Origin of the sequence: Streptomyces sp. NPDC090045 (genome assembly GCF_044747975.1) — a bacterium.
Classification (GTDB): Bacteria; Actinomycetota; Actinomycetes; order Streptomycetales; family Streptomycetaceae; genus Streptomyces.
The window spans coordinates 126,193-150,035 of record NZ_JBIVFA010000006.1; the positions used below are offsets into that span (position 1 = coordinate 126,193).

22 protein-coding genes and 2 pseudogenes are annotated in these 23,843 nt (G+C 72.9%); 10 read left to right on the top strand and 14 right to left on the bottom strand.

Annotation, left to right across the window (positions count from 1 at the left end; translation table 11 throughout):
• Positions 1-23: 23 nt before the first annotated feature.
• On the top strand, positions 24-1,001 hold the full coding sequence (locus ACIPYQ_RS18185) for an NAD(P)H-quinone oxidoreductase (protein WP_361752744.1): 978 nt from the start codon (positions 24-26) through the stop codon (positions 999-1,001).
• On the opposite strand, the pseudogene ACIPYQ_RS18190 reads toward ACIPYQ_RS18185, so the two are convergent.
• From ACIPYQ_RS18190 to pdhA, 4 genes and pseudogenes are all read right to left on the bottom strand, one after another.
• Positions 991-1,305, bottom strand: a pseudogene (locus ACIPYQ_RS18190) (TetR family transcriptional regulator C-terminal domain-containing protein); the annotation flags it as partial. The gene ACIPYQ_RS18185 and the pseudogene ACIPYQ_RS18190 overlap by 11 nt on opposite strands.
• A gap of 135 nt (positions 1,306-1,440) precedes the next feature.
• Positions 1,441-2,763, bottom strand: coding sequence for a dihydrolipoamide acetyltransferase family protein (locus tag ACIPYQ_RS18195; protein ID WP_401252132.1), 1,323 nt, complete (start codon positions 2,761-2,763; stop codon positions 1,441-1,443).
• On the bottom strand, positions 2,763-3,731 hold the full coding sequence (locus tag ACIPYQ_RS18200) for an alpha-ketoacid dehydrogenase subunit beta (RefSeq protein WP_361752941.1): 969 nt from the start codon (positions 3,729-3,731) through the stop codon (positions 2,763-2,765). Before ACIPYQ_RS18200 ends, ACIPYQ_RS18195 begins: the two co-directional genes overlap by 1 nt.
• A gap of 50 nt (positions 3,732-3,781) precedes the next feature.
• Positions 3,782-4,918 (bottom strand): pyruvate dehydrogenase (acetyl-transferring) E1 component subunit alpha, encoded by a 1,137-nt coding sequence (gene pdhA, locus ACIPYQ_RS18205; RefSeq protein ID WP_361752748.1) that lies wholly within the window; start codon positions 4,916-4,918, stop codon positions 3,782-3,784.
• 205 nt (positions 4,919-5,123) lie between these two features.
• On the opposite strand from pdhA, the gene ACIPYQ_RS18210 reads away from it, so the two are divergent.
• Positions 5,124-5,705, top strand: coding sequence for an Lrp/AsnC family transcriptional regulator (locus tag ACIPYQ_RS18210; protein ID WP_401252135.1), 582 nt, complete (start codon positions 5,124-5,126; stop codon positions 5,703-5,705).
• 66 nt (positions 5,706-5,771) lie between these two features.
• On the opposite strand, the gene ACIPYQ_RS18215 is transcribed toward ACIPYQ_RS18210, so the two are convergent.
• The 3 genes from ACIPYQ_RS18215 to ACIPYQ_RS18225 form a co-directional block, all read right to left on the bottom strand.
• Positions 5,772-7,454, bottom strand: a complete 1,683-nt coding sequence (locus tag ACIPYQ_RS18215; protein ID WP_401252138.1) for a hypothetical protein — start codon at positions 7,452-7,454, stop codon at positions 5,772-5,774.
• Between the two features lie 125 nt (positions 7,455-7,579).
• The gene (locus tag ACIPYQ_RS18220; protein ID WP_361752754.1) at positions 7,580-8,167 is read right to left on the bottom strand and encodes a TetR/AcrR family transcriptional regulator; all 588 of its coding nucleotides are present in this window, start codon (positions 8,165-8,167) and stop codon (positions 7,580-7,582) included.
• Complete coding sequence (locus ACIPYQ_RS18225; protein WP_401252141.1) at positions 8,164-9,675, bottom strand: 3-hydroxyacyl-CoA dehydrogenase; 1,512 nt, start codon at positions 9,673-9,675, stop codon at positions 8,164-8,166. The genes ACIPYQ_RS18220 and ACIPYQ_RS18225 overlap by 4 nt, the downstream gene beginning before the upstream one ends.
• Positions 9,676-9,799: 124 nt before the next feature.
• On the opposite strand from ACIPYQ_RS18225, the gene paaN reads away from it, so the two are divergent.
• Positions 9,800-11,482, top strand: a complete 1,683-nt coding sequence (gene paaN, locus ACIPYQ_RS18230; protein ID WP_401252144.1) for a phenylacetic acid degradation protein PaaN — start codon at positions 9,800-9,802, stop codon at positions 11,480-11,482.
• Positions 11,483-11,492: 10 nt separating this feature from the next.
• Here the strand turns inward: paaN and ACIPYQ_RS18235 are convergent, their stop codons facing one another.
• Positions 11,493-12,152 carry a MerR family transcriptional regulator gene (locus ACIPYQ_RS18235; protein WP_401252147.1) on the bottom strand — a complete coding sequence of 220 codons (660 nt, stop codon included), beginning with the start codon at positions 12,150-12,152 and terminating at the stop codon, positions 11,493-11,495.
• Positions 12,153-12,260: 108 nt separating this feature from the next.
• On the opposite strand from ACIPYQ_RS18235, the pseudogene ACIPYQ_RS18240 reads away from it, so the two are divergent.
• Positions 12,261-13,205, top strand: a pseudogene (locus tag ACIPYQ_RS18240) (hypothetical protein); the annotation flags it as partial.
• On the opposite strand, the gene ACIPYQ_RS18245 reads toward ACIPYQ_RS18240, so the two are convergent.
• The 3 genes from ACIPYQ_RS18245 to ACIPYQ_RS18255 form a co-directional block, all read right to left on the bottom strand.
• Positions 13,161-13,940 carry a TrmH family RNA methyltransferase gene (locus ACIPYQ_RS18245; protein WP_401252149.1) on the bottom strand — a complete coding sequence of 260 codons (780 nt, stop codon included), beginning with the start codon at positions 13,938-13,940 and terminating at the stop codon, positions 13,161-13,163. The pseudogene ACIPYQ_RS18240 and the gene ACIPYQ_RS18245 sit on opposite strands and share 45 nt — an antisense overlap.
• Before the next feature lie 189 nt (positions 13,941-14,129).
• Positions 14,130-15,302 (bottom strand): HTTM domain-containing protein, encoded by a 1,173-nt coding sequence (locus ACIPYQ_RS18250; protein ID WP_401252152.1) that lies wholly within the window; start codon positions 15,300-15,302, stop codon positions 14,130-14,132.
• Positions 15,290-15,952, bottom strand: coding sequence for a DUF5819 family protein (locus ACIPYQ_RS18255; RefSeq protein ID WP_401252154.1), 663 nt, complete (start codon positions 15,950-15,952; stop codon positions 15,290-15,292). Before ACIPYQ_RS18255 ends, ACIPYQ_RS18250 begins: the two co-directional genes overlap by 13 nt.
• Before the next feature lie 135 nt (positions 15,953-16,087).
• Between ACIPYQ_RS18255 and paaA the strand changes: the two genes are divergently transcribed.
• The 6 genes from paaA to ACIPYQ_RS18285 all read left to right on the top strand — a co-directional run bounded on the left by paaA (position 16,088) and on the right by ACIPYQ_RS18285 (position 21,028).
• Complete coding sequence (paaA, locus tag ACIPYQ_RS18260) at positions 16,088-17,137, top strand: 1,2-phenylacetyl-CoA epoxidase subunit PaaA (RefSeq protein WP_401252157.1); 1,050 nt, start codon at positions 16,088-16,090, stop codon at positions 17,135-17,137.
• Entirely contained in the window at positions 17,134-17,418 is a 285-nt protein-coding gene (gene paaB / locus ACIPYQ_RS18265) for a 1,2-phenylacetyl-CoA epoxidase subunit PaaB (RefSeq protein WP_030009045.1), read from the top strand. The genes paaA and paaB overlap by 4 nt, the downstream gene beginning before the upstream one ends.
• A complete protein-coding gene (paaC, locus tag ACIPYQ_RS18270) occupies positions 17,415-18,188 on the top strand; it encodes a 1,2-phenylacetyl-CoA epoxidase subunit PaaC (RefSeq protein WP_401252160.1) in 774 nt (257 codons plus the stop codon). Before paaB ends, paaC begins: the two co-directional genes overlap by 4 nt.
• Positions 18,182-18,688 (top strand): 1,2-phenylacetyl-CoA epoxidase subunit PaaD, encoded by a 507-nt coding sequence (gene paaD, locus ACIPYQ_RS18275; protein WP_401252163.1) that lies wholly within the window; start codon positions 18,182-18,184, stop codon positions 18,686-18,688. The genes paaC and paaD overlap by 7 nt, the downstream gene beginning before the upstream one ends.
• A complete protein-coding gene (locus ACIPYQ_RS18280) occupies positions 18,689-19,792 on the top strand; it encodes a 2Fe-2S iron-sulfur cluster-binding protein (protein WP_401252166.1) in 1,104 nt (367 codons plus the stop codon). It abuts the gene before it with no gap.
• 93 nt (positions 19,793-19,885) lie between these two features.
• On the top strand, positions 19,886-21,028 hold the full coding sequence (locus tag ACIPYQ_RS18285; protein ID WP_401252169.1) for an acyl-CoA dehydrogenase family protein: 1,143 nt from the start codon (positions 19,886-19,888) through the stop codon (positions 21,026-21,028).
• Between the two features lie 31 nt (positions 21,029-21,059).
• Here the strand turns inward: ACIPYQ_RS18285 and ACIPYQ_RS18290 are convergent, their stop codons facing one another.
• From ACIPYQ_RS18290 to ACIPYQ_RS18300, 3 genes are all read right to left on the bottom strand, one after another.
• Positions 21,060-21,404, bottom strand: a complete 345-nt coding sequence (locus ACIPYQ_RS18290) for a rhodanese-like domain-containing protein (protein ID WP_319721992.1) — start codon at positions 21,402-21,404, stop codon at positions 21,060-21,062.
• An 81-nt stretch (positions 21,405-21,485) separates the two neighbouring features.
• Positions 21,486-22,334 carry a hypothetical protein gene (locus tag ACIPYQ_RS18295; RefSeq protein ID WP_401252172.1) on the bottom strand — a complete coding sequence of 283 codons (849 nt, stop codon included), beginning with the start codon at positions 22,332-22,334 and terminating at the stop codon, positions 21,486-21,488.
• 108 nt (positions 22,335-22,442) lie between these two features.
• The gene (locus ACIPYQ_RS18300) at positions 22,443-23,843 is read right to left on the bottom strand and encodes a DUF2252 domain-containing protein (protein ID WP_401252175.1); all 1,401 of its coding nucleotides are present in this window, start codon (positions 23,841-23,843) and stop codon (positions 22,443-22,445) included.

Below are 23,843 nucleotides of genomic sequence, written 5' to 3' on the forward strand. Positions count from 1 at the left end.
CGAGGTGGCGTAGCCTCCGGGCCATGCATGCGATCACCATCGAGCAGCCCGGCGGCCCCGAGGCCCTCGTCTGGACCGACGTACCCGATCCGGTGGCGGGCGACGGCGAGGTCCTCGTCGAGGTCGCGGCGAGCGCCGTGAACCGCGCCGACCTCCTCCAGCGGCAGGGGTACTACGACCCGCCGCCCGGCACCTCGCCCTATCCGGGACTGGAGTGCTCCGGGCGGATCGCCTCGATCGGGCCGGGGGTGTCCGGCTGGTCGGTGGGCGACGAGGTGTGCGCCCTGCTCGCGGGCGGCGGTTACGCACAGCGGGTGGCGGTTCCGGCGGGCCAGCTGTTGCCGGTCCCGGCGGGCGTGGACCTGGTGACGGCGGCCGCGCTGCCCGAGGCCGTCACGACGGTGTGGTCCAACGTGTTCATGGTGGCCGGGCTGCGCCCCGGCGAGACCCTGCTCGTGCACGGCGGGTCCAGCGGGATCGGGACGATGGCGATCCAGCTCGCGAAGGCGGTGGGCGCGACCGTCGCCGTGACGGCGGGCGGCCCGGAGAAACTGGCGCGCTGCAAGGAGCTGGGCGCGGACCTCCTGATCGACTACCGCGAGCAGGACTTCGTGGCGGAGCTCAAGGCGGCGACAGGCGGGGCCGGCGCGGACGTGATCCTGGACATCATGGGCGCGAAGTACCTCTCCCGGAACGTGGACGCCTTGGCCGTGAACGGCCGGCTCGCGGTGATCGGTCTCCAGGGCGGTGTGAAGGCCGAACTGAACCTCGGCGCGCTGCTCTCCAAGCGGGCGGCGATCACCGCCACCACGCTGCGGGCCCGCCCGCTGGAGGAGAAGGCGGCCATCGTCGCGGCCGTACGGGAGCACGTGTGGCCCCTGGTCTCGGCGGGCCGGATCCGCCCGGTGGTCCACGCGTCGTTCCCCATGACGGCCGCCGCCGAGGCCCACCGGGTCCTGGAGTCGAGCACCCACGTGGGCAAACTCCTGCTCACGGTCTGAGCGCGGCGGCCACCAGCCCCTCCAGCGCGTCCCGGGAGACGGTCTCGGAGCCGGTGAGCAGGTGGTCCAGGATCAGACCGTCCACGCAGGCGAGCAGGGTGTCCGTGCGGGCGTCGGGATCCGCGCCGGCGCCCTGCGCGGCGAGGAAGGCCCGTACGACGGCGCGGCCGGCGTTCTCGCGGGGGACCAGGATCTCGCGCAGCTCGGGATCCCGGACGCTCTCGACGGCGCAGGTGTAGCGCGCGAGGGAACGGAGCCGGCCCTCCCCGACGAGCCGGCGGCGGGCCAGGGCGGCGAAGCCGTCGGCCTGGACCCCGCCAGTGCTGCCGTCTCCGTGATCCGCGGCTCCACTGCCGGGGCTCCGCCCCGGACCCCGGCCCTCAAACGCCGGGCAGGCTGGATTTTCCAGCCTGCCCGGCGCTTGAGGGCGGGGGCGGAGCTACAGGCTGCGCAGGAGGACCGCCGGGGATTCCACGCAGTCGGCTACGTAGCGGAGGAAGCCGCCCGCCGTGCCGCCGTCGCAAACCCGGTGGTCGAAGGTCAGCGACAGCTGGACGACCTTGCGGACCGCCAACTGCCCCTCGTGGACCCACGGCTTGTCGATGATCCGGCCCACCCCGAGCATCGCCGCCTCCGGGTGGTTGATGATCGGCGTGGAGCCGTCGACCCCGAACACCCCGTAGTTGTTCAGGGTGAAGGTGCCGCCCGTCAGGTCGGCCGGGGCCAGCTTCCCGGTCCGCGCCAGCTCCGTCAGACGGGCGAACTCCGCCGACAGGGACTCCGGGTTCCGGTTCTGCGCGTCCCGGACCACCGGAACCATCAGGCCCCGCTCGGTCTGCGCGGCGAAGCTCAGGTGCACGGCCGGGAGCCGGACGATCTCCTTCGCCTCCAGGTCCACCATGGAGTTGAGCTCCGGGTACCGGGCCAGCGCCGCCGTGCAGATCCGGGCCAGCAGTGCCAGCACCGAGATCTTGGGGCCGCCCACCGCGTTCATCGCGGCACGGGCCGCCATCAGCTCGGTGGCGTCCGCGTCGACCCAGCAGGTGGCGTCCGGGATCTCCCGGCGGCTGCGCGACAGCTTCTCGGCGACCGCGCCGCGCACGCCCTTGAGCGGGATCCGCTCGCCCTGCGGAGCCGGGGCGGCCGGCGCCGACGCCAGTGCCGGAGCCGGAGCCCGCAGCGCGGCCAGCGCCGCCTCGACGTCCGCCCGCAGGATCAGCCCTTCCGGGCCCGAGCCGTGCAGGGCACGCAGGTCGACCCCGTTGTCCTTGGCCAGCTTGCGCACCAACGGCGAGATGACGGGCACCGGCCCGGCGGGAGCCACCGGAGCCACCGGAGCGACGGCAACGGGAGCCGGGGCCGCCACGGGCGCCGACACCGCGGCGGTGACGGGTCGCACCCGTCGCCGACGCGCCGGGCGCGAGTGGTCCGAGCCGTAACCGATCAGCGGCCGGGGCGCGCTGCCGGAGCCTTCGGCCTCGGCCGCCGGAGCCGCAGGGGCCTCGGGGAGCGACGCCGCACCCACCGCCACGGTGATCAGCGGAGCCCCGACCGGCAGTTCCTGCCCCTCCTCGCCGAAGCGGGCGGTGACCACTCCGCCGTACGGGCAGGGCACCTCCACCATCGCCTTGGCCGTCTCGACCTCGACGACCGGCTGGTCGATGGCGACGACGTCGCCCACCGCCACCAGCCAGCGCACGATCTCGGCCTCGGTGAGGCCCTCGCCGAGGTCCGGCAGCTTGAATTCCATGACCTGCGGCATCAGTTCTCCCACTGCAGGCGTGCCACGGTGTCCAGGATCCGGTCCACTCCCGGCAGGTGGTGCTTCTCCAGCATCGGCGGCGGATACGGGATGTCGAAGCCCGTCACCCGCAGCACCGGCGCCTCCAGGTGGTGGAAGCAGCGCTCCGTGACGCGGGCGGCGATCTCCGCGCCCGGTCCGCCGAAGCCGTTCGCCTCGTGGACGACCACCGCGCGCCCGGTGCGGCGTACGGACTGCACGACCGTCTCCTCGTCGAAGGGGACCAGCGAGCGCAGGTCCACGACCTCCAGGTCCCAGCCCTCCTCGCGGGCCGCCTCGGCGGCCTCCAGGCAGAGCGGCAGCGAGGGCCCGTAGGTGATCAGCGTCGCGCTCGTGCCCGTCCGGCGGACCAGGGCCTTGCCGATGCCCGGTACGGCCGCCGGCGCCTCGGGGGACCAGTCGGACTTCGACCAGTAGAGCCGCTTCGGCTCCAGGAAGACCACCGGGTCGTCGCTCGCGATGGAGGCGCGCAGCAGCCCGTACGCGTCCTCGACCGTCGCCGGGGTCACCACGTGCAGGCCGGGCGTGGCCACGTAGTACGCCTCGGAGGAGTCGCAGTGGTGCTCCACGCCGCCGATCCCGCCGCCGTACGGCACGCGGATGGTGATCGGCAGCGGCATCGCGCCGCGCGTCCGGTTGCGCATCTTCGCCACGTGCGAGATCAGCTGCTCGAACGCCGGGTACGCGAACGCGTCGAACTGCATCTCCACCACCGGCCGCAGCCCGTACATGGCCATGCCGACCGCCGCGCCCAGGATCCCGGCCTCCGCGAGCGGAGTGTCCGTGCACCGGTCCTCGCCGAACTCCTTGGCGAGCCCGTCCGTGATCCGGAAGACCCCGCCGAGCGTCCCGACGTCCTCGCCCATGACGTGGACGGTCGGGTCCTCGGCCATCGCGTCGCGCATGGCCCGGGTCAGGGCCTGCGCCATCGTCGAGGGCTTGGCCCCCGGCTTCGCGGACTTCGCCGCCGCCACCGTCGTCACGCCTGGTCCTCGGCTTCCAGCTCTGCACGGAGCACGGCCGCCTGCTCGCGCAGCCGGTCCGTCTGCTCCGCGTACACGTGCGCGAACAGGTCCATCGGGTCCAGGACCGGGTCCGCGTTCATCCCCTCGCGGAGCGCCGCCGCCATCACTTCGGCCTCGTCGCGCGCCGCCTGGATGCCCGCCTCGTCGAGGATCCCGCGCGCGGTCAGCTCGCGCTCCAGGAGAACGATCGGGTCGTGCGCCTTCCAGGCCTCGACCTCGGCGTCACCGCGGTAGCGGGTCGCGTCGTCGGCGTTCGTGTGGGCTTCCATCCGGTACGTCACCGCCTCGATCAGCGTCGGACCGCCGCCGGCCCGGGCCCTGCGGACCGCCTCGGCCAGCACCTCGTGCACCGCCGCGATGTCGTTGCCGTCGACCAGCCGGCCGGGCATCCCGTACCCGACGGCCTTGTGGGCCAGCGTCGGGGCGGCGGTCTGCTTGGCGAGCGGGACGGAGATCGCGAAGCCGTTGTTCTGCACGAGGAAGACCACCGGGGCCTGCCAGACGGCCGCGAAGTTCAGCGCCTCGTGGAAGTCGCCCTCACTGGTGCCGCCGTCGCCGACCAGGGCGAGGGCGACGACGTCGTCCCCGCGCAGCCGGGCCGCGTGCGCCAGGCCCACCGCGTGCGGCAGCTGGGTGGCGAGCGGGGTGCACAGCGGGGCTATGCGGTGCTCGCGCGGGTCGTAGCCGGTGTGCCAGTCGCCGCGCAGCAGGGTCAGCGCCTGCACGGGGTCCAGTCCGCGGGCCACGGCCGCCAGGGTGTCGCGGTAGCTCGGGAAGAGCCAGTCCTGGTCCTCCAGGACCATGGCGGCCGCGATCTCGCAGGCCTCCTGGCCGACGGTGGAGGGGTAGACGGCGAGCCGGCCCTGCTTGGTGAGCGCCGTGGCCTGGGCGTTGTAGCGGCGGCCGCGCACCAGCTCGGCGTAGCAGCGCCGCATCAGCGCGGGGTCCAGCCGGTCGGCCGCCTCGGTCCCCAGGACCCGGTAGGGCTCGGGGTCCGGCAGCAGCGGAGCGGCGTCCGTACGGGGCCTCCAGGCGGGCGGCGGGGTGGGACGGTGGGATGCACCGGCACCGGGCAGCTCTTGGACCGTCATGGCGGCGTACACCTCCTCGTGGGAAGCGGGCTGGGGGTCCCCCCAGCGGTAGCTGGGGGAGGGGTGCCCCGGGTGTGAGGCCCCTCACCTACCGATTGTTCGGTTGTCCGCGCAATTTGGCTACAGGCGACTCCAGGCTGTGGACAAACGGGCGCCGGGGCCCTGGGATGGATGCAGGACGTCCAGGAGAGGGAGGCATCGGGCAATGCCGGATGAACAAATGGCCGGAGCTGGTTCCGCACCGGTTCCACCGGGGGGCGCACCGGGCACACCCGGTGCCCCGGGAGTCCCTCCGGTCGCACCCCGCCCCCTGGACCCGATCGACCGGTCGATCATGCGGCTGCTGCAGGCGGACGGCCGCGCGTCGATACGGTCGGTGGCGGAGCAGGTGCACGTCTCGCGCGCGAACGCCTACGCCCGCATCAACCGGCTCATCGACGACGGGGTGATCCGTGGGTTCACGGCCCGCGTCAACCACGAACGCGCGGGCCAGGGCGCATCCGCCTACATCACCCTGAAGATCGTCCAGAACTCCTGGCGGACGGTCCGCGAGCAGCTGCGCGAGCTTCCGGGGGCCGCCCACATCGCCCTGGTCAGCGGGGACTTCGACGTGCTGCTGCTGGTGCACACGCCGGACAACCGGACGCTGCGCGAGCTGGTCCTGACCCGCCTCCAGGCCATCCCGGAGGTCCTCTCCACGCGCACCCTGCTGGTCTTCGAGGAAACGGATCTCCTGGACTCGGGGCCGGGCCCTGGCGGCGGGGCCCCGGCGATCGCCGAGGAGTAGGCCGTACGTGCGACAGCGCCCCGGGAAGGGCCGTGAGGGCCGTTCCCGGGGCGCTGTGCGCGGCACCTACGGCTTGATCACCGGGTTCTCGTAGTAGCCGGAGATGTCGACCACGAGGTCGGTCTTCTCCCAGCCCTGGTTCCAGAAGTCCACGATCCCGTGCTTGCCCCCGCTCGCCTGGACCAGGTTCGGGACGGTCTTGCCCTTCGTCCAGTTCAGGGTCGAGGCGCCGGGCCGCGCCGGCGTGACCGCGGTGCCGTTCTCGTACTGCTCGGCCGAGTTCGGGTCCGGGGCGACCGAGAGGAAGCCGCCGCCGGCCGTGTTGGTGACGGTGGTGTTCAGCACGTACGCGGTGAAGACGGCGTCGTCCTCGGTGAAGAACGGCACGGCGGCGTAGCCGCGGCCGGCGATCGGTCCGCGGAGCGGGATGATCGCGCCGTCGGGGTTGCGCGTGTCAACGAACCGCATCGGCGAGAGCGGCATGAAGGCGCCCTGGCCGGCCGGGCTGTAGTAGCCGACGACGTCCACGATGACGTCGGCGCCGGCCCAGGCGCTGTTGCGGATGTTGATGGATCCGTCGGCGCCGACGGGCACGATCACCGAGTTCGCGACGGTCTGACCGGCGGTGAAGTTCACGTTGGACGCGAGCGGGATCTTGCCTCCGCCCGGGTAGACGATCAGGTGGCCGGCTTCCTTCGGGCCGGTCACCGTCACGTTGAGCGCCACGGCCTTGACGCCCTGGGGCACCCCGCGCAGGCCGGCGATCTGCGTGCCGAAGCTCGTCTGGCCGGGGACCTGGCCCTTGTTCGTGCCGAGGCCCTCGCGGGTGTCGACGAAGCGGGTCGGGTCCATCGGCGTGTAGCCGTTGGCCGCCTTCGGCATGAAGTAGCCGGTGATGTCGGCGATCAGGTCGACCGACTCCCAGCCGCCGTTGTAGAGGTCCACGGAGCCGTCGTTGCCGACCGGTACGACGACCAGGTTCGGAACGGTCTGGCCGGGCTCGAAGTTGATGTTCGAGGCGTTCGGCCGCACGTTGCCCGTGTCGTAGGCCGTGATGTGCCCGCCACTGGTCGTGTTGGTGACGGTGACGTTGAGGACCACGGCCTGCACGCCGGCCGGGATCGTGCCGTAGCCGCCGACCTTCACCCGGGCGGAGCTGTACGGGGCGACCTTGGCCTTCGGCGCGCGGAACCCCTCGCGGGTGTCCAGCAGACGCGTGGGCTCGTACGGCGTGAACTCGGAACCCGAGGTCACGACCTCGAGCTCGTTCTCGATGGACACCTTGTTGGCGACGTCGTTCACGACGACCTTGATCTTGTACTCGCCGACCTCGGCGTAGGTGTGCAGCGGCAACAGCTGGGCGGAGCCGGAGGCGGCGAGCTTGTCCACCTTCCCGTCGCCCCAGGAGACGGTGACCTCGAGTGCGGCATCGGCGCTCGTGATGTCCGCCCACAGCTGGAGGGAGTGCGCGCCGGTGTTGGTCGCGCTCAGGGCGACCTTCAGATCAGGATTGCCCGCGACGGCGACGTCCGCCCGGGCGGCGGCGGACGCCCCGACCCGGCGGGTCTTCTCGGCGCCGCTCTTGAAGGTCTTGATGTTCGACGCTCCGGCCTTCTTCAGGTCCGGAGCCTTCGCCGCGGGGCGGGCCACGGGCGCGGACGGATCCGCGGCCTGGGCCGTTCCGGGCAGGAAACCCACGCTGGCCGCGACGATGGCGGCAGCGGAAACTACGAGACGGCGACTACGCACCGGCCCCCCCATTTTCGTTTCGAACATGATTGTCCTGAACACGCCGTTTTGAACGTGCTCAAGACCGAAATCATGATCAGAGTACAGAACCGTCCGACGGTCCGTCGGGGGGGTTTACCCGCTGGTCAGCGGGTGGTGCGCAGGCCGTCCAGGGCCATGCTGACCACCGCGTCCGCGAGCTGGTCCTGGCTGGTTCCCGGGTGCGGGCGGTACCACTCGACGAGGGAGTTGACCATGCCGAAGAGCAGGCGGGTGGCCAGCCGGATGTCCACGTCCGCCCGCAGGTCGCCGTCGGCCGCGGCGGCCTTGAGCAGGTCCGCCACCTGGTGGTCGAACTCGCGGCGGCGTTCCAGCGCCCAGCGCTCGGTCCGGGTGTTGCCGCGCACGCGCAGCAGCAGCGTCACGTACGGCAGCTCGGAGACCAGCACCTCGACCGTGCGGCGCGTGACGTACTCGACGCGGTCGACCGCCCGGCCGCGGACCGCCCCCGGCTCCTCCAGCACCGCGAAGAGCCCGTCGAGGGCGCGGCTGACGGCGCGCCGCAGCAGCTCCTCCTTGCCCGTGACGTGGTGGTAGATCGAGGATTTCGAGATGCCCGCGGCCTTGGAGAGGTGCTCCATCGACGTGCCGTCGTAGCCGCGCTCGTTGAAGACCTGGACGGCCACGGACAGCAGCGTCTCGGGAGTGTACGTGTCGCGCTTGACCGTGGTCATTCGGCCTCCTCCTCGTCACCTGCGGCGTAGCCCAGCTTGAACAGCGCCAGCGAGGGCGCGTACCGGCCGCCGGGACAGCGCTCGTCGAGGTGGTGGAGCAGGTCGTAGGCCCAGTCCCGGCCGAGCCGGTCGTGCCATTCGGCGGGGCCCACCGGGTAGTTGACCCCGAGCCGCATCGCCGTGTCGATGTCCTCGGCGGAGGCCACACCGCGGGCCACGGCGTCCGCCGTGAGGTCGATCAGCATCGCGACGGTCCGGGCGACGATCATGCCGGGGACGTCGCCGATGACGGAGACCTGCTTGCCCAGCTTCTGGAAGAGGCCGATCGCCTCGGCGAGGGTCCCCTCGCTGGTGTCCTCGCTGGCGGAGAGCGCGATCCGGGTGGCACCGCGGTAGTCGAACGCGAGGTCGAAGTACACGACGTCCGCGAACTCGACCGAGGTCTTCCCGTCCGCCAGGACCAGCTGGCCCTCGCCGGGCAGCTGGATGTACGGACCCCCGTGCTCGGTGGCCGTCACCGCGATCCCGGCCTCCTCCAGCAGGTCGGCCAGCTCCGCCGCGGGCCCGAGGTCGCCCACCACGGTGACCTTGTCCGGGGCCTCCTCGGGTCCGGCGGTGTGCGGCTGCGCCGCGACGGCCTCCGGGCCGTACGGGAACCAGCCGTGGCCCGACTTGCGGCCGAGGCGGCCCGACTGGACCAGCCGGCGCTGCGCCAGGGAGGGGGTGAACTTGGGGCTGCGGAAGAAGGACTCCCACACGGAGCGGGTCACGGCCTCGTTGACGTCCTGGCCGATCAGGTCGGTCAGCTGGAACGGGCCCATCTTGAAGCCGCCGCTCTCGCGGAGCACGGCGTCGATGGTGGCCGGGTCGGCGCCCTGCTCCTCGTACACCGCGAAGGCCTCGGCGTAGAAGGGGCGGGCGATCCGGTTGACGATGAAGCCGGGGGTGTCGGCGCAGCGGACCGGCGTCTTCCCCCAGCCGAGGACGGTGCGGTACGCGCGCTCGGCGGCTGCCGGGTCGGTCGCGAAACCGCTGACCACCTCGACGAGCGGGAGCAGCGGGGCCGGGTTGAAGAAGTGCAGGCCGAGGAAGCGGCCGGGGTGCGCGAGCCCGGCGGCGAGCTCGGTGACCGAGAGGGAGGAGGTGTTCGTGGCCAGCAGCGCGTCCGGCGCCACCACCTCTTCGAGTGCGGCGAAGAGCGCCTGCTTGACGGTGACGTTCTCGACCACCGCCTCGATGACGAGGGCGGCCCCGGCGAGGTCCCCGAGGGCGGCCGCCGCACCGATTCGGCCGATCGCGTCCTCGGCCTCGGCCCGGTCGAGACGGCCCTTGGCGGCCATCCGGTCGACGCGGTCCTGCACGAAGCCGACGCCGTCGGCGGCGAGGTTCGCGTCGATGTCGTAGATCAGCACGCGGTGACCTGCGAGAAGGGCGACCTGGGCGATGCCCTGGCCCATGGTGCCCGCGCCGACGACCGCCACAGTGCGGGACCGCTCGATTGCTGTCATGTCCTGATCCTCCCGCACCGACTTATCCACAGGCCCGCCGGGCCCTCTTGTCCCGACCGATCGTTCGGTTACTCTAACTCCAGTCTGCTGTTCTTCGCCCGGCTCAACGAGGAGTTGGTCCCTGATGGCCGCCGAGCTCACCGTCCCCCAGTTGTCCGCCAAGCACCGGCCCACCCTGGACCAGGCCCTGTCGGCGATCCGCAGCCGCGCCTACTGGTCCCCGCATCCCGAGCACCCCAAGGCGTACGGCGAGACCGCGCCGGCCGACGGGCTCGCCGCCTTCGAGGCCCTGCGCGGCACGCGCCTCGACCTCGGCCAGCCCGGCACCGACGGCTGGACGGGCGCCGAGGTGTCCCCGTACGGCCCGGAGCTCGGCGTCGAGTACCCGCACGCCGACCCGGACGTGCTGCTGCCCGCCATGAAGGCCGGCATGGCCGCCTGGCGCGACGCGGGACCCGAGGCGCGCGCCCTGGTCTGCATCGAGATCCTGGCCCGCATCTCCGCCCGCACCCACGAGTTCGCGCACGCGGTCATGCACACCAGCGGCCAGGCGTTCATGATGGCGTTCCAGGCGGGCGGCCCGCACGCACAGGACCGCGGCCTGGAGGCGGTGGCGTACGCGTACGAGGAGCAGACCCGGGTCCCGGGGCAGGCCGACTGGTCCAAGCCCCAGGGCAAGAAGGACCCGCTGAACCTCGGCAAGAGCTTCACGGCGGTCCCGCGCGGCATCGCCCTCATGATCGGGTGCAACACCTTCCCGACCTGGAACGGCTACCCCGGCCTGTTCGCCTCCCTCGCCACCGGCAACGCGGTGCTGGTCAAGCCGCACCCGCGGGCCGTGCTGCCGCTCGCGCTCACCGTCCAGGTGGCGCGCGAGGTCCTGGCCGAGGCGGGCTTCGACCCGAACCTGGTCGCGCTCGCGGTCGAGCGTCCGGGCGAGGGCATCGCCAAGGCCCTCGCGGTCCGCCCCGAGATCAAGCTGATCGACTACACCGGGTCCACGGAGTTCGGCGACTGGCTGGAGGCCAACGCCCGCCAGGCGCAGGTCTACACGGAGAAGGCCGGCGTCAACACCGTCGTCCTGGACTCCACCGACAACTACAAGGGCATGCTGGCGAACCTCGCGTTCTCCCTGTCCCTGTACAGCGGCCAGATGTGCACCACCCCGCAGAACCTGCTGATCCCGCGCGACGGCATCGCCACGGACGCCGGCCACAAGACGTACGACGAGGTCGTCGCCGACCTCGCGGCCTCGGTCGGCGGCCTGCTGGGCGACGACGGCCGGGCCAACGCGCTGCTCGGCGCGCTGGTCAACCCGGACGTCAAGGCCCGGCTGGACGCGGCGGCCGGACTGGGTGAGGTCGCGCTGGCCTCCCGTGAGGTCGTGAACCCCGAGTTCCCGCAGGCCGTGGTCCGCACCCCCGTCCTGGTCAAGCTGGACGCGGCCAAGCCCGACCCGGAGGCGCCCTACCTCTCGGAGTGCTTCGGCCCGGTCTCCTTCGCCGTGGCCGTGGACACCACCGCCGACGCCCTCGACCTGCTGCGCCGCACGGTGCGGGAGAAGGGCGCCATGACGGTGGGCGCGTACACGACGTCCGCGGACACCGAGCGGGCGATCGAGGAGGTCTGCCTGGAGGAGTCCGCGCAGCTCTCGCTGAACCTGACCGGCGGGGTGTACGTCAACCAGACCGCCGCGTTCTCGGACTTCCACGGCTCGGGCGGCAACCCCGCGGCCAACGCCGCGCTGTGCGACGGCGCCTTCGTCGCGAACCGCTTCCGGGTGGTGGAGGTCCGCCGCCAGGCGTAGTCCCCTCCGATCAGGCCCTGGACGCCTCCTCTCCGAAGGTTCGGACGGAGGCGTCCACCTGGGCCATCCTGCGCAGGGCGGCGAAGACCGCGTCGCCCAGCACCGTGCCGACGACCACCGCCTCCACCAGGTCCTCGCGGGCCACCCGGCCGGCGGTGTAGTCCAGGTCCGCGCGGCCCACGCGCTCGGCCGCCTCCGCGTAGTCGTCGAGCACGTCCACGAAGCCTCCCTGCCCCACCCGGTCGAGCGAGGCCAGCGCGGCCACCAGCGCCTCGACCGCCTTGTTGCCGGGATCGATGTGCCAGCCGCGCGACGCGACCAGCCGCGTCACCCGCTCCCGGGCCAGGACGGTCTCCGCGTCCTCCGTACCTTCGCTGCCGCCGGCTTCGCCGTATCCGGGCACCAGGCACCGGGTCGCCGTGCCCAGCAGTTTGTGCACCGGCTGCTCCTTGTCGTCGACGGCCACGAGCACCTCGCCGATGGCCGCCACCGAGAGTCCGCCGACCTCCAGCAGCGCACGGACCAGCCGGAGCCGGCGCTCGTGCACGTCCCCGTAGCTGGCCTGGTTGGGGCTCGTCAGCTCCCCCGCCGGGAGCAGACCCTCCCGCAGGTAGTACTTGATCGTCGGTACCGGCACCCCGGTCCGCCGGCTCAACTCACCGATGCGCACGTGTGTTCACCCTGTTTTCGCTTGCCCTGTCCACCCCCATCATAGATAGTGGCACTATCAGATAGCGGAGAGTGTCGCTATCCATTCATGACGGGGGTATGAATGCTGATGTCCTCTTGGCGTACCTGGCACCGTCCGCTGGTGCTGTTCGCCCTGGTGATGGCCTTATGGGCGGCCGGCTCCGCCGTCGGACTCCTGGTCGACGACCGCGTGCTGACCGGGGCGCCGATCTGGGCCAAGCCCTTCAAGTTCTCGGTCTCGTTCGTCGCGTACTGCCTGAGCCTGGCCTGGATGATCTCGCTGCTGGGCGAGGACCGGCGGCGGCTGCGCCGGGCCGCCTGGTGGGCCGGCACGGTCGTGGTCGCCGCGAGCGCCGGGGAAATGGTGCTGATCACCCTCCAGGTCCTGCGCGGGGTGCGCAGCCACTTCAACAGCGCGACGCCCTTCGACACCCAGGTCTACTCGCTCATGGGCAACACCGTGGTGGTGCTGTGGCTCGCCACGCTCGTCATCGCCGTGCTGCTCTGGCACGCCGGGACCGCCGACCGGGCCACGACCTGGTCGATCCGGATCTCCACGGTCCTCGCGCTGACCGGTGCCGGACTCGCCGTCCTGATGACCCTGCCCACCGACGAGCAGCAGCGCCTCGACGCGGCCGGCGCCGAGGTCCTGGAGAACGGCGGGCACAGCGTGGGCGTGCCCGACGGCGGCCCCGGGATGTTCCTCACCGGCTGGTCCACCACCGGCGGAGACCTGCGCATCCCGCACTTCTTCGGCATGCACGCCCTGCAGCTGCTCCCGCTCCTCGTGCTCGTCCTGGCCGCGCTCGCCCCGCGCTTCGCCCGGCTGCGCGACGCACGCGTACGGGTGCGGCTGGTCTTCGTGGCCGGTGCGGTGTACGCGGCCGTGCTCGCCCTGCTGACCTGGCAGGCGCTGCGCGGCCAGTCGCTGGTCCACCCGGACGGGACGACGCTCGGCGCGGCCGCGCTGGTCCTGGCCGGGGGCGCGCTAGGCGTGCTCGCCGCCCTCTTCGCCGGCCGGCGGGCCGCCCCAGTGGAAGAGGGTCATGGCGACGCTGGTGGCGAGGTTGTAGCTGGAGACCTGCGGGCGCATGGGCAGGGAGACGAGGTGGTCGGCCCGGTCCCGGAGCTCCGGTGAGATCCCGTGGCGCTCCGAGCCGAAGGCGAGCAGGGCGTCGTCCGGGAGGGTGAGGGCACGGATGTCCACGCCCTCCGGGTCCAGTGCGTAGAGCGGCCCGGGCGGCAGCTCGTCCAGTGCGAGGCGCTCGACGGTGGTGGCGTAGTGCAGACCGGCCCCGGCCCGGACCACGTTCGGGTGCCAGGGGTCGAGGTCGCCGCGGGTCACCACGCCGGTGGCGCCGAAACCGGCGGCGAGGCGGACGACGGCGCCGACGTTGCCGAGGTTGCGGGGGTTGTCGAGCACGACGACGGGCGCGGGCCGGGGCATCCGCCCGAGCGCGGCGAGGCCGGCCGCCCGGTCGGGCCGTACGGCGAGGGCCGCGACGCCGGTGGGGTGCACGCGGGGGAGCAGCCCCTTGAGCGTGGCCCGGCGCACCAGCCGGGCCACGTCGGCCTCCACGTCGGGGGCCAGGGTGGCGGCGAGCGCGCGGATCTCGGCGGGGTCCTCTGCGAGGGCCATGCGTACGTCGGCGCCGAAGCGCAGGGCGTGCTTCAGCGCGTGGAACCCGTCGAGCAGCACGAGGTCCGCCCGCTCGGCGGCCTCCCGCCACTCCCGCACCGTCTCGTCCACACCCACCCGCTCACCCATCCCCCGACCCTAAGGCCCACCGCACGTACCGCTGCGCGGAGCCTCTCCCCGCCCCGCCCTTCCACCGTTCCCCGGGCTCTGCCCGGACCCGCTCCTCAAACGCCGGAGGGGCTGGATTTCCAGCCCGTCCGGCGTTTGAGGACCGGGGGTCCGGGGGCTGGTCCCCGGCAGCGGCGCCGCGGGGCGGGCTCAGCGGGGGACCGGCTCGGGTTCTGCCGTTGCCGGGAGCGGCTCGGCGGAGGCCGCGGCGCGGGTCGGGCGCAGGGCCGTGGCGCGGGCGCCCAGCCAGGTCAGGAAGACCGTCGGCAAGAAGACCGCGTCGGCGGCGATCATCGCCAAAGAGAAGAACGGCAGGCCCAGCAGCACCGCGATCCCCGCATGCTCCAGCATCATCACGGCCAGCAGCACGTTCTTGATCCGCCGGTTGAACAGCGTGAACGGAAACGCCACCTGCACCGCCACCGTCCCGTACGACAGCAGCATCACCAGCGTCCCGCTCCCCGCCACCAGCGCCGACAGCCCCGGCCACGGGGTGAAGTAGTCCAGCCCCAGGGGGTAGTACAAGGCCGTCCCGTCCTGCCACCGCGACCCCTGGATCTTGTACCAGCCCGCCGTGGCGTAGATCAGGCAGACCTCCGCCATGATCACCAGCAGGCCCGCGTTGTGCAGCAGGTTGGCCAGGACGTCGAGGACCGCCCGCCCCTCCCCCTCCGGCTCGTGGCGCTCCACCACCCACCACAGCCCGCAGACCACCCACACCGCCGCGAAGGCCGCCAGCCAGCCGTAGCCGAACCCGCCGGTCGCCGCCCCGTAGGCGAACACGAGCCCCAGCACGCCCCACAGCACCGGCCCGGCGGCTCCCGCGGAGGCGGACCCCCGCAGCCGGGCCCGCCGCGCGTCCAGCGACCACACCTGCGCGCACCGGGTCAGCACCAGGTAGATCGCCATCAGGTGGATGACGTTGTCCCCGCCGTCGCCCATGAACACGCTGCGGTTCTGCAGCGACAGCACCCCGACCATGAACACCACGGACGTCGCCCGCGTGCGCCAGCCCAGCAGCAGCCCCACGCTCGCCAGCACCGAGACCGCGTAGACGATCTCGAACCACAGCGTCGAGTCGGACCACATCAGCACCGTGAAGGCACCGTTGGAGTCGGTCAGCCGCTCCGCGAGGCGCCAGCTCCACGGCCCGTCCGGCCCGTAGAGCTCCGCGCGGACGGGGAACTCGCACAGCAGGAAGAAGAGCCAGGTCCCGGCGAAGCCGATGCGCACCACGGCGCTCTGGTACGGGCCCAGCGCCTGCCCGGTGACCTTCGCGGCCGCACGCCCGAGAGCCGCCCGGGCCCGCCTCACACCGTCCACCACGGCAGCTCCCGGTAGTAGGTCTGGGTGTCGGTGGTCTCGGTGCTCCACTCCGGCGCGGGCACCGCCGTGGAGGCCGAGCGCAGCTGGATCCGCAGGATGTGATCGCCCGCGTACCGCGGGGAGAGCCGGTTCACCGCGATCCGCCGCAGGTACTCCTCGGAGAGCTCGCCGCGCTCCCCGGTCGGCTTGTTGTCCTCGTCGTGGGAGCCGGTGAAGAAGTCCCAGGCCCGGCGGAGCTCGTTCTGCCGGGTGTGGCTCGGCAGCAGGCTGTGCCGGATGGCGGCGGTGTCCTCGGCGCTCAGGTCGCGCCAGTCGGTGGTGATCAGCTCGCCGGCGGCGGTCCGCACCTCCGCGCGCACCTCCACGGCGATGTTCTGCTGGAGCGGATTGGGGGCGAAGAGCTTCCAGTTCTGTTCGAACTCGGGATAGATCCAGCTGTCGATCGTCCGCGCGTGCTGCTTGCTGACCGTGTTGGACGGCGCCACGTGGAGGAAGACGAACGCGAGGTGCGTGCAGGCCGCCACGGCGACCGCCCCCAGGGCCAGGGCCGTCACGACGCGGTACGGGGCGGACAGACCGGCTATTCCGGGCGCTCGGGGCGGTGGCGGAGCGGCCTCTTCGGCGAGCTCGTGCCCGTTCGAATCCATCCCGCCCCGATCGTCCGGCGTCCACAGGGTTGACCACAGAGGTTGACACCCTACGGGCCGCCGTCTCACCATTGAAGCGGATGAACCGAACGATCGGTCGGTCGGGCGGACGGAAGACACTGACAAGGGGCCGGAATGGTGGCAGTGACCCCGGAGACGGGACCGGACACGGCCCTCGGGGCAGACAGGACGGACGGGACGGGCATGACTGCTGACCTGGGCACACAGCTCGCGGCGGCGTTCGACGCCGCCGTGGCGGCGGACGAGCGCGTGGAGCCGCGCGACTGGATGCCCGACGAGTACCGCGCTTCCCTGGTCCGTCAGATGGCACAGCACGCCCACTCCGAGATCATCGGCATGCAGCCCGAGGCCAACTGGATCACCCGCGCGCCCTCGCTGCGCCGCAAGGCGATCCTGATGGCCAAGGTGCAGGACGAGGCCGGCCACGGGCTGTACCTCTACAGCGCGGCCGAGACGCTCGGCACCAGCCGCGACGAGCTGCTCGACAAGCTGCACTCGGGGAAGCAGAAGTACTCCTCGATCTTCAACTACCCCACCCTGACCTGGGCGGACGTCGGCGCGATCGGCTGGCTCGTGGACGGCGCGGCCATCACCAACCAGGTGCCGATCTGCCGCTGCTCCTACGGGCCCTACGCACGCGCCATGGTCCGCATCTGCAAGGAGGAGTCCTTCCACCAGCGCCAGGGGTACGAGCTGCTCCTCGCCCTCTCGCAGGGCACCGAGACCCAGCACGCGATGGCGCAGGACGCGGTGGACCGCTGGTGGTGGCCCTCGCTGATGATGTTCGGCCCGCCGGACGACGAGTCGGCGCACTCGGCGCAGTCGATGGCCTGGCGGATCAAGCGCCACTCGAACGACGAGCTGCGCCAGCGGTTCGTGGACATCGCCGTCCCGCAGGCCGAGTCCCTCGGCCTGACCCTGCCCGACCCGGACCTGAAGTGGAACGAGGAGCGCGGGCACCACGACTTCGGCGCCATCGACTGGGCCGAGTTCTGGGACGTGCTCAAGGGCAACGGTCCCTGCAACGAGCAGCGGATCAGCCAGCGGCGCACGGCCCACGAGGAAGGCGCCTGGGTGCGCGACGCCGCCGCGGCGTATGCGGACAAGCAGGCGGCAAGGCAAGCGGCGGCGAACGCCGAACAGAACGAGGAGGCACGGGTATGACGCAGAACTGGCCCCTGTGGGAGGTCTTCGTGCGCTCGCGCCGCGGCCTCTCGCACACGCACGCGGGAAGCCTGCACGCCCCCGACGCGGAGATGGCCCTGCGCAACGCCCGCGACCTCTACACGCGGCGCGGCGAGGGGATCTCGATCTGGGTGGTGCCCTCCACCGAGATCACCGCCTCCTCGCCGGACGAGCGGGACCCGTTCTTCGCCCCGTCCGCCGACAAGCCGTACCGGCACCCGACCTTCTACGACATCCCGGAGGGGGTGAGCCACCTGTGACCAGCACGGACACCGGCACCGGCACGACCGGCACCGCCGGCACGACCAGCACCACCGGCACCACCGCCGCGGCGGCTCTCGCGCTCGGCGACGACGCGCTGATCCTCTCCCACCGCCTCGCCGAGTGGTCCGGGCACGCCCCCGTCCTGGAGGAGGAGGTCGCCCTGGCCAACATCGCCCTCGACCTGCTCGGCCAGGCCCGCATCCTGCTGTCCATGGCCGGCGACGAGGACGAGCTGGCCTACCTGCGCGAGGAGCGGTCCTTCCGCAACCTCCAGCTGGTCGAGCAGCCGAACGGCGACTTCGCCCACACCATCGCCCGCCAGCTCTACTTCTCCTTCCACCAGCACGAGCTCTACGCGGAGCTGGCCCGCGGGGACGGCCCGTTCGCCCCGCTCGCGGCCAAGGCCGTCAAGGAGACCGCGTACCACCGCGACCACGCCCAGCAGTGGACCCTGCGGCTCGGCGACGGCACCGAGGAGAGCCGGCTCCGCATGCGGACCGCCCTGGACGCCCTGTGGAAGTACACCGGGGAGATGTTCCAGCCGGTCGAGGGGATCGACGGCATCGACTGGGCCGCCCTGGAAGAGCGCTGGCTGACCGCGCTCACCGGCGTACTGGAGCGGGCCGGTCTCGCTCTGCCCGAGGGACCGCGCACCGGCGCCTGGGCGGCCGGGGCCGGCCGGCAGGGCCTGCACACCGAGCCGTTCGGGCGGATGCTCGCCGAAATGCAGCACCTGCACCGCAGCCACCCGGGGGCGTCATGGTGACCACCGACGCCGGAGTGACCCGCCTGGAGGCGGAGCTGGCCGAGCTGGCCGGTTCCGTCCCGGACCCCGAGCTGCCCGTGCTCACCCTCGGCGAGCTCGGCGTGGTGCGCGGCGTGCGGATGCACGAGGACGGCCATGCCGAGGTCACCCTCACGCCCACCTACACCGGCTGCCCGGCCATCGAGGCCATGTCGGCGGACATCGAGCGGGTCCTGATCGGCCACGGCATCCCCGAGGTGCGCGTGAGCACCGTGCTGGCCCCCGCCTGGTCGACCGACGACATCAGCGCCGAGGGCCGCCGCAAGCTCGCCGAGTTCGGCATCGCCCCGCCCCGCCCGCACGCGGCCGGCGGACCGGTCCCGCTCACCCTGTCGGTCCGCTGCCCGAACTGCGGATCGACCGACACCGAACTGCTCAGCCGGTTCTCCTCCACCGCATGCAAGGCGCTGCGCCGCTGCACCGCCTGCCGCGAACCGTTCGACCACTTCAAGGAGCTCTAGATGGCCGCCCCCCGCCACGGCGCGTTCCACCCGCTGACGGTGGCGGCTGTCGACCGGCTCACCGACGACTCGGTGGCACTGACCCTCCGGGTTCCCGCGGAACTGCGCGAGGAGTACCGGCACGCCCCCGGCCAGCACCTGACCCTGCGGCGCGCCGCCCCCGAGGGCGGCACCGAGGTCCGCCGCACCTACTCGATCTGCTCCCCCGCCCCGGCGCCGCAGGGCCCGGGCCCGGCGGAGCTGCGGGTCGGGGTGCGGCTGGTGGAGGGCGGGGAGTTCTCCACCTTCGCCCACAAGGAGATCGCGGCCGGGGACGTCCTCGACGTCATGGTCCCGGCCGGCCGGTTCGTGCTGGAGCCCGCCGCCGCCCCGGCCTCGGGGCACTATGCGGCGATCGTCGGCGGCAGCGGCATCACGCCCGTGCTGTCCATCGCCGCGAGCCTGCTGGCCGCCCGGCCCGACGCCCGGTTCTGCCTCGTGCGCAGCGACCGTACGGCGGCCTCGACGATGTTCCTGGAGGAGGTCGCCGACCTCAAGGACCGGTACCCGGCGCGGTTCCAGCTGGTGACGGTCCTCTCCCGGGAGGAGCAGGAGTCCGGGCTGCCCTCCGGACGCCTGGACGAGGAGCGGCTGGCGGCCCTGCTGCCCGCGCTGCTCCCGGTGGCGGAGGTGACGGGCTGGTTCCTGTGCGGCCCCTACGGTCTGGTGCAGGGCGCGGAGCGGGCCCTGAGCGTGCTCGGCGTCGTACGGACCCGGGTGCACGAGGAGATCTTCCACGTCGAGGAGCCCACGGCGCCGGACCGTACGGCGGCTTCGGCGGCCGCCGCGCAGGGGCGGGTCACCGCGCGGCTCGACGGCCGCTCCGGCACCTGGCCGGTCCAGGACGGGGAATCCCTGCTGGACGCGGTGCTGCGCAACCGCGCGGACGCCCCGTACGCCTGCAAGGGCGGGGTCTGCGGCACCTGCCGGGCGTTCCTGGTGTCGGGCGAGGTCCGGATGGACCGGAACTTCGCGCTGGAGGCCGAGGAGACGGAGGCCGGGTTCGTGCTGGCCTGCCAGTCGCACCCGCTGACGGAGGAAGTGGAGATCGACTTCGACCGCTAGGGCCCACGACTCGTGAAGCTGCTCTGTCCAATTTCCAGAACGTGTTCTATCTTGACGCACCGTCAGACCTGAATGCGCGCGGGAGGACAGGCAGTGGACTTCACCTTCACCGAGGAGCAGCAGGCCGCCGTCGAGGCGGCCAGGGCCGTGTTCGCGGACGTCGCACCCGACGGCGTGCCCAGCCCCGCGCTCACCCCGGGCGCCGTCGCCGAAGACTTCGACCGCCCGCTGTGGGCCGGGCTCGCCGGGTCCGACCTGCTGAGCCTGGTCCTCGCCGAGGAGCACGGGGGCGCCGGCCTGGACGCCATCGCCCTGTGCCTGGTGCTGCGCGAGGCGGGCCGGGTGCTGGCACGGGTTCCGCTGCTGGAGCACTGCGCCGCCGCCATGGCCGTCCAGGCCCACGGCAGCCCCGAACTGGCCGCCGCCCTGCTGCCCGCCGCCGGATGCGGCACGCTCGTGCTCACCGCCGCCGCGCACGGCCGCTCCGGCCACGACCCGGCCGAACTCGCCGTCACCGCCCGCCGCGAAGGCGCGGACTGGATCCTGGACGGCACGCAGACCGCCGTCCCCTGGGCGCAGAGCGCCGACTGGATCGCCGTACCGGCCCACACCGGCGAGGGCGACGCCGTCCTCGCGCTCGTCCCGCGCACCGCCGAGGGCCTCGCCCTCGCCGAGCAGGTCTCCACCAGCGGCGAGCGGCTCGCCGAACTCGCCCTGGACGGCGTACGGGTGGACACCGCCCACCTCATCGAAGCCCCGGAAGCCTGGGAGCGGCTCCGCCAGCTCCTCGCCACCGGCACCTGCGCGCTGGCCCTCGGGCTCGGCGAGGGCGTCCTCACCATGACCAGCCAGTACACCGGCAAGCGCGAGCAGTTCGGCTTCCCGGTGGCCACCTTCCAGGCCGTCGCCGTCCAGGCCGCCGACCGCTACATCGACCTGCGCGCCATGGAGGTCACCCTCTGGCAGGCCGCCTGGCGGCTCGACGCCGCGACCGGCGGCGCCGGCGGGCCGCTGCCGAGCTCCGGTGACGTCGCGGTCGCCAAGATCTGGGCCTCGGAGGGCGTGCGCCGGGTCGTGCAGACCGCCCAGCACCTGCACGGCGGCTTCGGCGCCGACACCGACTACCCGCTGCACCGCTACCACGCCTGGGCCAAGCAGCTGGAGCTCCAGCTGGGCCCGGCCGCCGCGCACGAGGAGGCCCTGGGCGACCTGCTGGCCGCCCACCCCCTCGGCTGAGCAGGGACCACAGGGCTTCAGGGCCACAGGGCTACAGCACGAAGGCCGGGCTCCCGCTGTCCGTCACCATCGGGCGTCCGGCACCGTCCCAGGCCTGCATCCCGCCGTCGACGTTCACGGCGTCGATCTCCTGGCGCACCAGATACTGGGTGACCTGCGCGGAACGCCCGCCGACCCGGCACATCACGTACACCCGGCGGCCGTCCTCGACGGCCTCCGTCAGCTCACCGAAGCGGGCGACGAAGTCGCTCATCGGGATGTGCAGCGCACCCTCGACGTGACCGGCCGCCCATTCGTCGTCCTCACGGACGTCGAGGACAAAGCCTTCGGAGGGCACCGCGGCGGCGTCCACCGAGGGAAGCGGTCCGAAGTTCATACGTCGCCTTCTCTCATCGCAGATGGTCCTTCCAACCTATCCGACGGGTGCGTCGTGCCCCGCCGGCGCCGGCCGGCCCGGTCACTCGGCGGCGAGCACCGCCGCCAGTTCCGCCTCGCGCTCGGAAACCTGCGCCAGCAGCTGCTCCGCGATCTCCTCCAGCAGCCGGTCCGGATCGTCGGGCGCCATCCTCAGCATCGACCCGATCGCACCTTCCTCCAGCTCCCGGGCCACCAGCGCCAGCAGCTCCTTGCGCTGCGCCAGCCACTCCAGCCGGGCGTACAGCTCCTCGCTCTCGCTCGGGGCGGCCGCCTCCGGGACCGGGCCGGCCGCCCACTCCTCGGCCAGCTCGCGCAGCAGCCCCTCGTCGCCCCGGCCGTACGCGGCGTTGACGCGCGCGATGAACGCGTCGCGCCGTTCCCGCTCCGCCTCCTCCTGGGCGAGGTCGGGGTGCGCCTGGCGGACCAGCTCGCGGTACAGACGGCGCACCTCCTCCGAGGGCCGCACCCGCTCCGGCGGCCGCACGGGCCGGTCGGTGAGCATCGCGGCGGCGTCGTCGGAGATCCCGTCCGAGCCCAGCCAGTCGTGGAACAGCTCGTCCACCCCCGGCATCGGCATGACCAGCGCGCGCGCCTCCTTGGCCCGGCGCAGATCGTCGCGGTCCCCGCTGCGGGCCGCCTTCGCCTCGGCGATCAGCGCGTCCAGCTCGTCGAGCCTGGAGTACATGGGGCCGAGCTTCTGGTGGTGCAGGCGGGAGAAGTTCTCCACCTCCACGCGGAAGGTCTCCACCGCGATCTCGAACTCGATCAGCGCCTGCTCGGCGGCCCGTACGGCCCGCTCCAGGCGCGCCTCGGGGCGCTCCTCACCGGTGGAGGAGTCGCCGGAACCACCGGGGACTGTCTGCTCGGGCTGCTCGGTCTGCTCGCTCACCCGGCCAGCCTACGGCCCACCCGCACGGGCGACGTCTTCACCGGGGGCACCTCCCGGCGGCGGCCCGGAAAGGGACGCCGCCCGCCCGCACCACGGTCCGGCACGGCCCTAGACCCCGGCTTCCGCGGCGATCCGCCCGCCCCGCACGGCCGCCACCAGGTCGGCGTGGTCGGCCTCGGTCCGGTCGGCGTAGGCCACCGCGAAGGCCGCCATCGCCTCGTCCAGCTCCTCGTTCTTGCCGCAGTAGCCGGCCAGCAGCCGCGGGTCGGCGCTGTGCGCGTGCGCCCGGGCCAGCAGGGCGCCGGTCATCCGCCCGTAGTCGTCGATCTGCTCGACGGCCAGCGCCGCCGGGTCCACGCTGCCCTTGCGGTTGCGGAACTGCCGCACCTGGAACGGCCGGCCCTCCACCGTGGTCCAGCCCAGCATGATGTCGGAGACCACCTGCATCCGCTTCTGCCCGGCGACCACCCGGCGGCCCTCGTGCTCCTCGGGCGGCGAGGTGAAGCCCAGCGCGGGCAGGTGCGGCAGCAGCACCGAGGGCCGCGCCTCCTTCACCTGGAGCACCAGCGCCTCGCCCCGGTGGTCCAGCAGCAGCACCACGTACGAGCGGGTGCCGACGCTCCCGGTGCCCACCACGCGGAAGGCCACGTCCTGGATCGCGTACCGGGCCAGCAGCGGCAGCCGGTCGCCCTGCAGCGTCTGGAGGTAGGTGCCGAGCGAGGCCGCCACGGCCGCCGCCTCCTCGTCACCGACGCGGCGCAGCACGGGCAGCGCGTCGACGAAGCGCAGGGCGCCGTCCGGCCCCGTCACCGCCGACTTGGCGGCGAACCGGGCGGAGGTGTTGTTGCGGGCCTTCTCCGAGACCCGCTCCAGCGTGCCCAGCAGATCGCGGGCGTCCGTGTGCGAGACGAGCTCCTCGTCCGCGATGGCGTTCCACGCGTCGAGGGCGGGCAACTTGGCCAGCAGCCGCATGGTCCGCCGGTAGGCGCCCACCGCGTCCAGGGCGGCCGCCCGGCAGGTGTCCTCGTCCGCGCCGGCCACCCGGCCGGCCAGCACCAGCGAGGTCGCCAGCCGCTTGACGTCCCACTCCCACGGGCCGAACACGGTCTCGTCGAAGTCGTTCAGGTCGATCACGAGCCGCCCCTGGGCGTCCCCGTACAGGCCGAAGTTCGCCGCGTGGGCGTCACCGCATATCTGCGCGCCGACCCCGGTCACGGGACCGCCCGACAGGTCGTGGGCCATCAGCCCGGCCGCCCCGCGCAGGAACGCGAAGGGGTTCGCGGCCATCCGGCCCACCCTTATGGGAGTCAGCTCGGCGACCCGCCCCGCGTTGGACTCCTCCACCGCCCGGACCGCGTCCGGCCGCCCGGCGGGCGCCACGAAGGCGGCGTGCGCCGACCGCGGCACGCGCACGCGCAGCGCCTTGCCCTCCTCCTTGGGCGAACCCGCAGCCACCCGCGGCGCGAAGCCCGCCACGTCCGGAATCCGCTGCCCCGCTACCGCCGCCAT

What these genes read in the sequence shown, in the direction of transcription:
- ACIPYQ_RS18185 (WP_361752744.1), top strand. Translation starts at nt 24, where the DNA reads ATGCATGCGATCACCATCGAGCAGCCCGGCGGCCCCGAGGCCCTCGTC.
- ACIPYQ_RS18195 (WP_401252132.1), bottom strand. Translation starts at nt 2,763, where the DNA reads ATGCCGCAGGTCATGGAATTCAAGCTGCCGGACCTCGGCGAGGGCCTC.
- ACIPYQ_RS18200 (WP_361752941.1), bottom strand. Translation starts at nt 3,731, where the DNA reads ATGGCGCAGGCCCTGACCCGGGCCATGCGCGACGCGATGGCCGAGGAC.
- pdhA (WP_361752748.1), bottom strand. Translation starts at nt 4,918, where the DNA reads ATGACGGTCCAAGAGCTGCCCGGTGCCGGTGCATCCCACCGTCCCACC.
- ACIPYQ_RS18210 (WP_401252135.1), top strand. Translation starts at nt 5,124, where the DNA reads ATGCCGGATGAACAAATGGCCGGAGCTGGTTCCGCACCGGTTCCACCG.
- ACIPYQ_RS18220 (WP_361752754.1), bottom strand. Translation starts at nt 8,167, where the DNA reads ATGACCACGGTCAAGCGCGACACGTACACTCCCGAGACGCTGCTGTCC.
- ACIPYQ_RS18225 (WP_401252141.1), bottom strand. Translation starts at nt 9,675, where the DNA reads ATGACAGCAATCGAGCGGTCCCGCACTGTGGCGGTCGTCGGCGCGGGC.
- paaN (WP_401252144.1), top strand. Translation starts at nt 9,800, where the DNA reads ATGGCCGCCGAGCTCACCGTCCCCCAGTTGTCCGCCAAGCACCGGCCC.
- ACIPYQ_RS18245 (WP_401252149.1), bottom strand. Translation starts at nt 13,940, where the DNA reads ATGGGTGAGCGGGTGGGTGTGGACGAGACGGTGCGGGAGTGGCGGGAG.
- ACIPYQ_RS18255 (WP_401252154.1), bottom strand. Translation starts at nt 15,952, where the DNA reads ATGGATTCGAACGGGCACGAGCTCGCCGAAGAGGCCGCTCCGCCACCG.
- paaA (WP_401252157.1), top strand. Translation starts at nt 16,088, where the DNA reads ATGGTGGCAGTGACCCCGGAGACGGGACCGGACACGGCCCTCGGGGCA.
- paaB (WP_030009045.1), top strand. Translation starts at nt 17,134, where the DNA reads ATGACGCAGAACTGGCCCCTGTGGGAGGTCTTCGTGCGCTCGCGCCGC.
- paaD (WP_401252163.1), top strand. Translation starts at nt 18,182, where the DNA reads ATGGTGACCACCGACGCCGGAGTGACCCGCCTGGAGGCGGAGCTGGCC.
- ACIPYQ_RS18280 (WP_401252166.1), top strand. Translation starts at nt 18,689, where the DNA reads ATGGCCGCCCCCCGCCACGGCGCGTTCCACCCGCTGACGGTGGCGGCT.
- ACIPYQ_RS18290 (WP_319721992.1), bottom strand. Translation starts at nt 21,404, where the DNA reads ATGAACTTCGGACCGCTTCCCTCGGTGGACGCCGCCGCGGTGCCCTCC.
- ACIPYQ_RS18300 (WP_401252175.1), bottom strand. Translation starts at nt 23,843, where the DNA reads ATGGCGGCGGTAGCGGGGCAGCGGATTCCGGACGTGGCGGGCTTCGCG.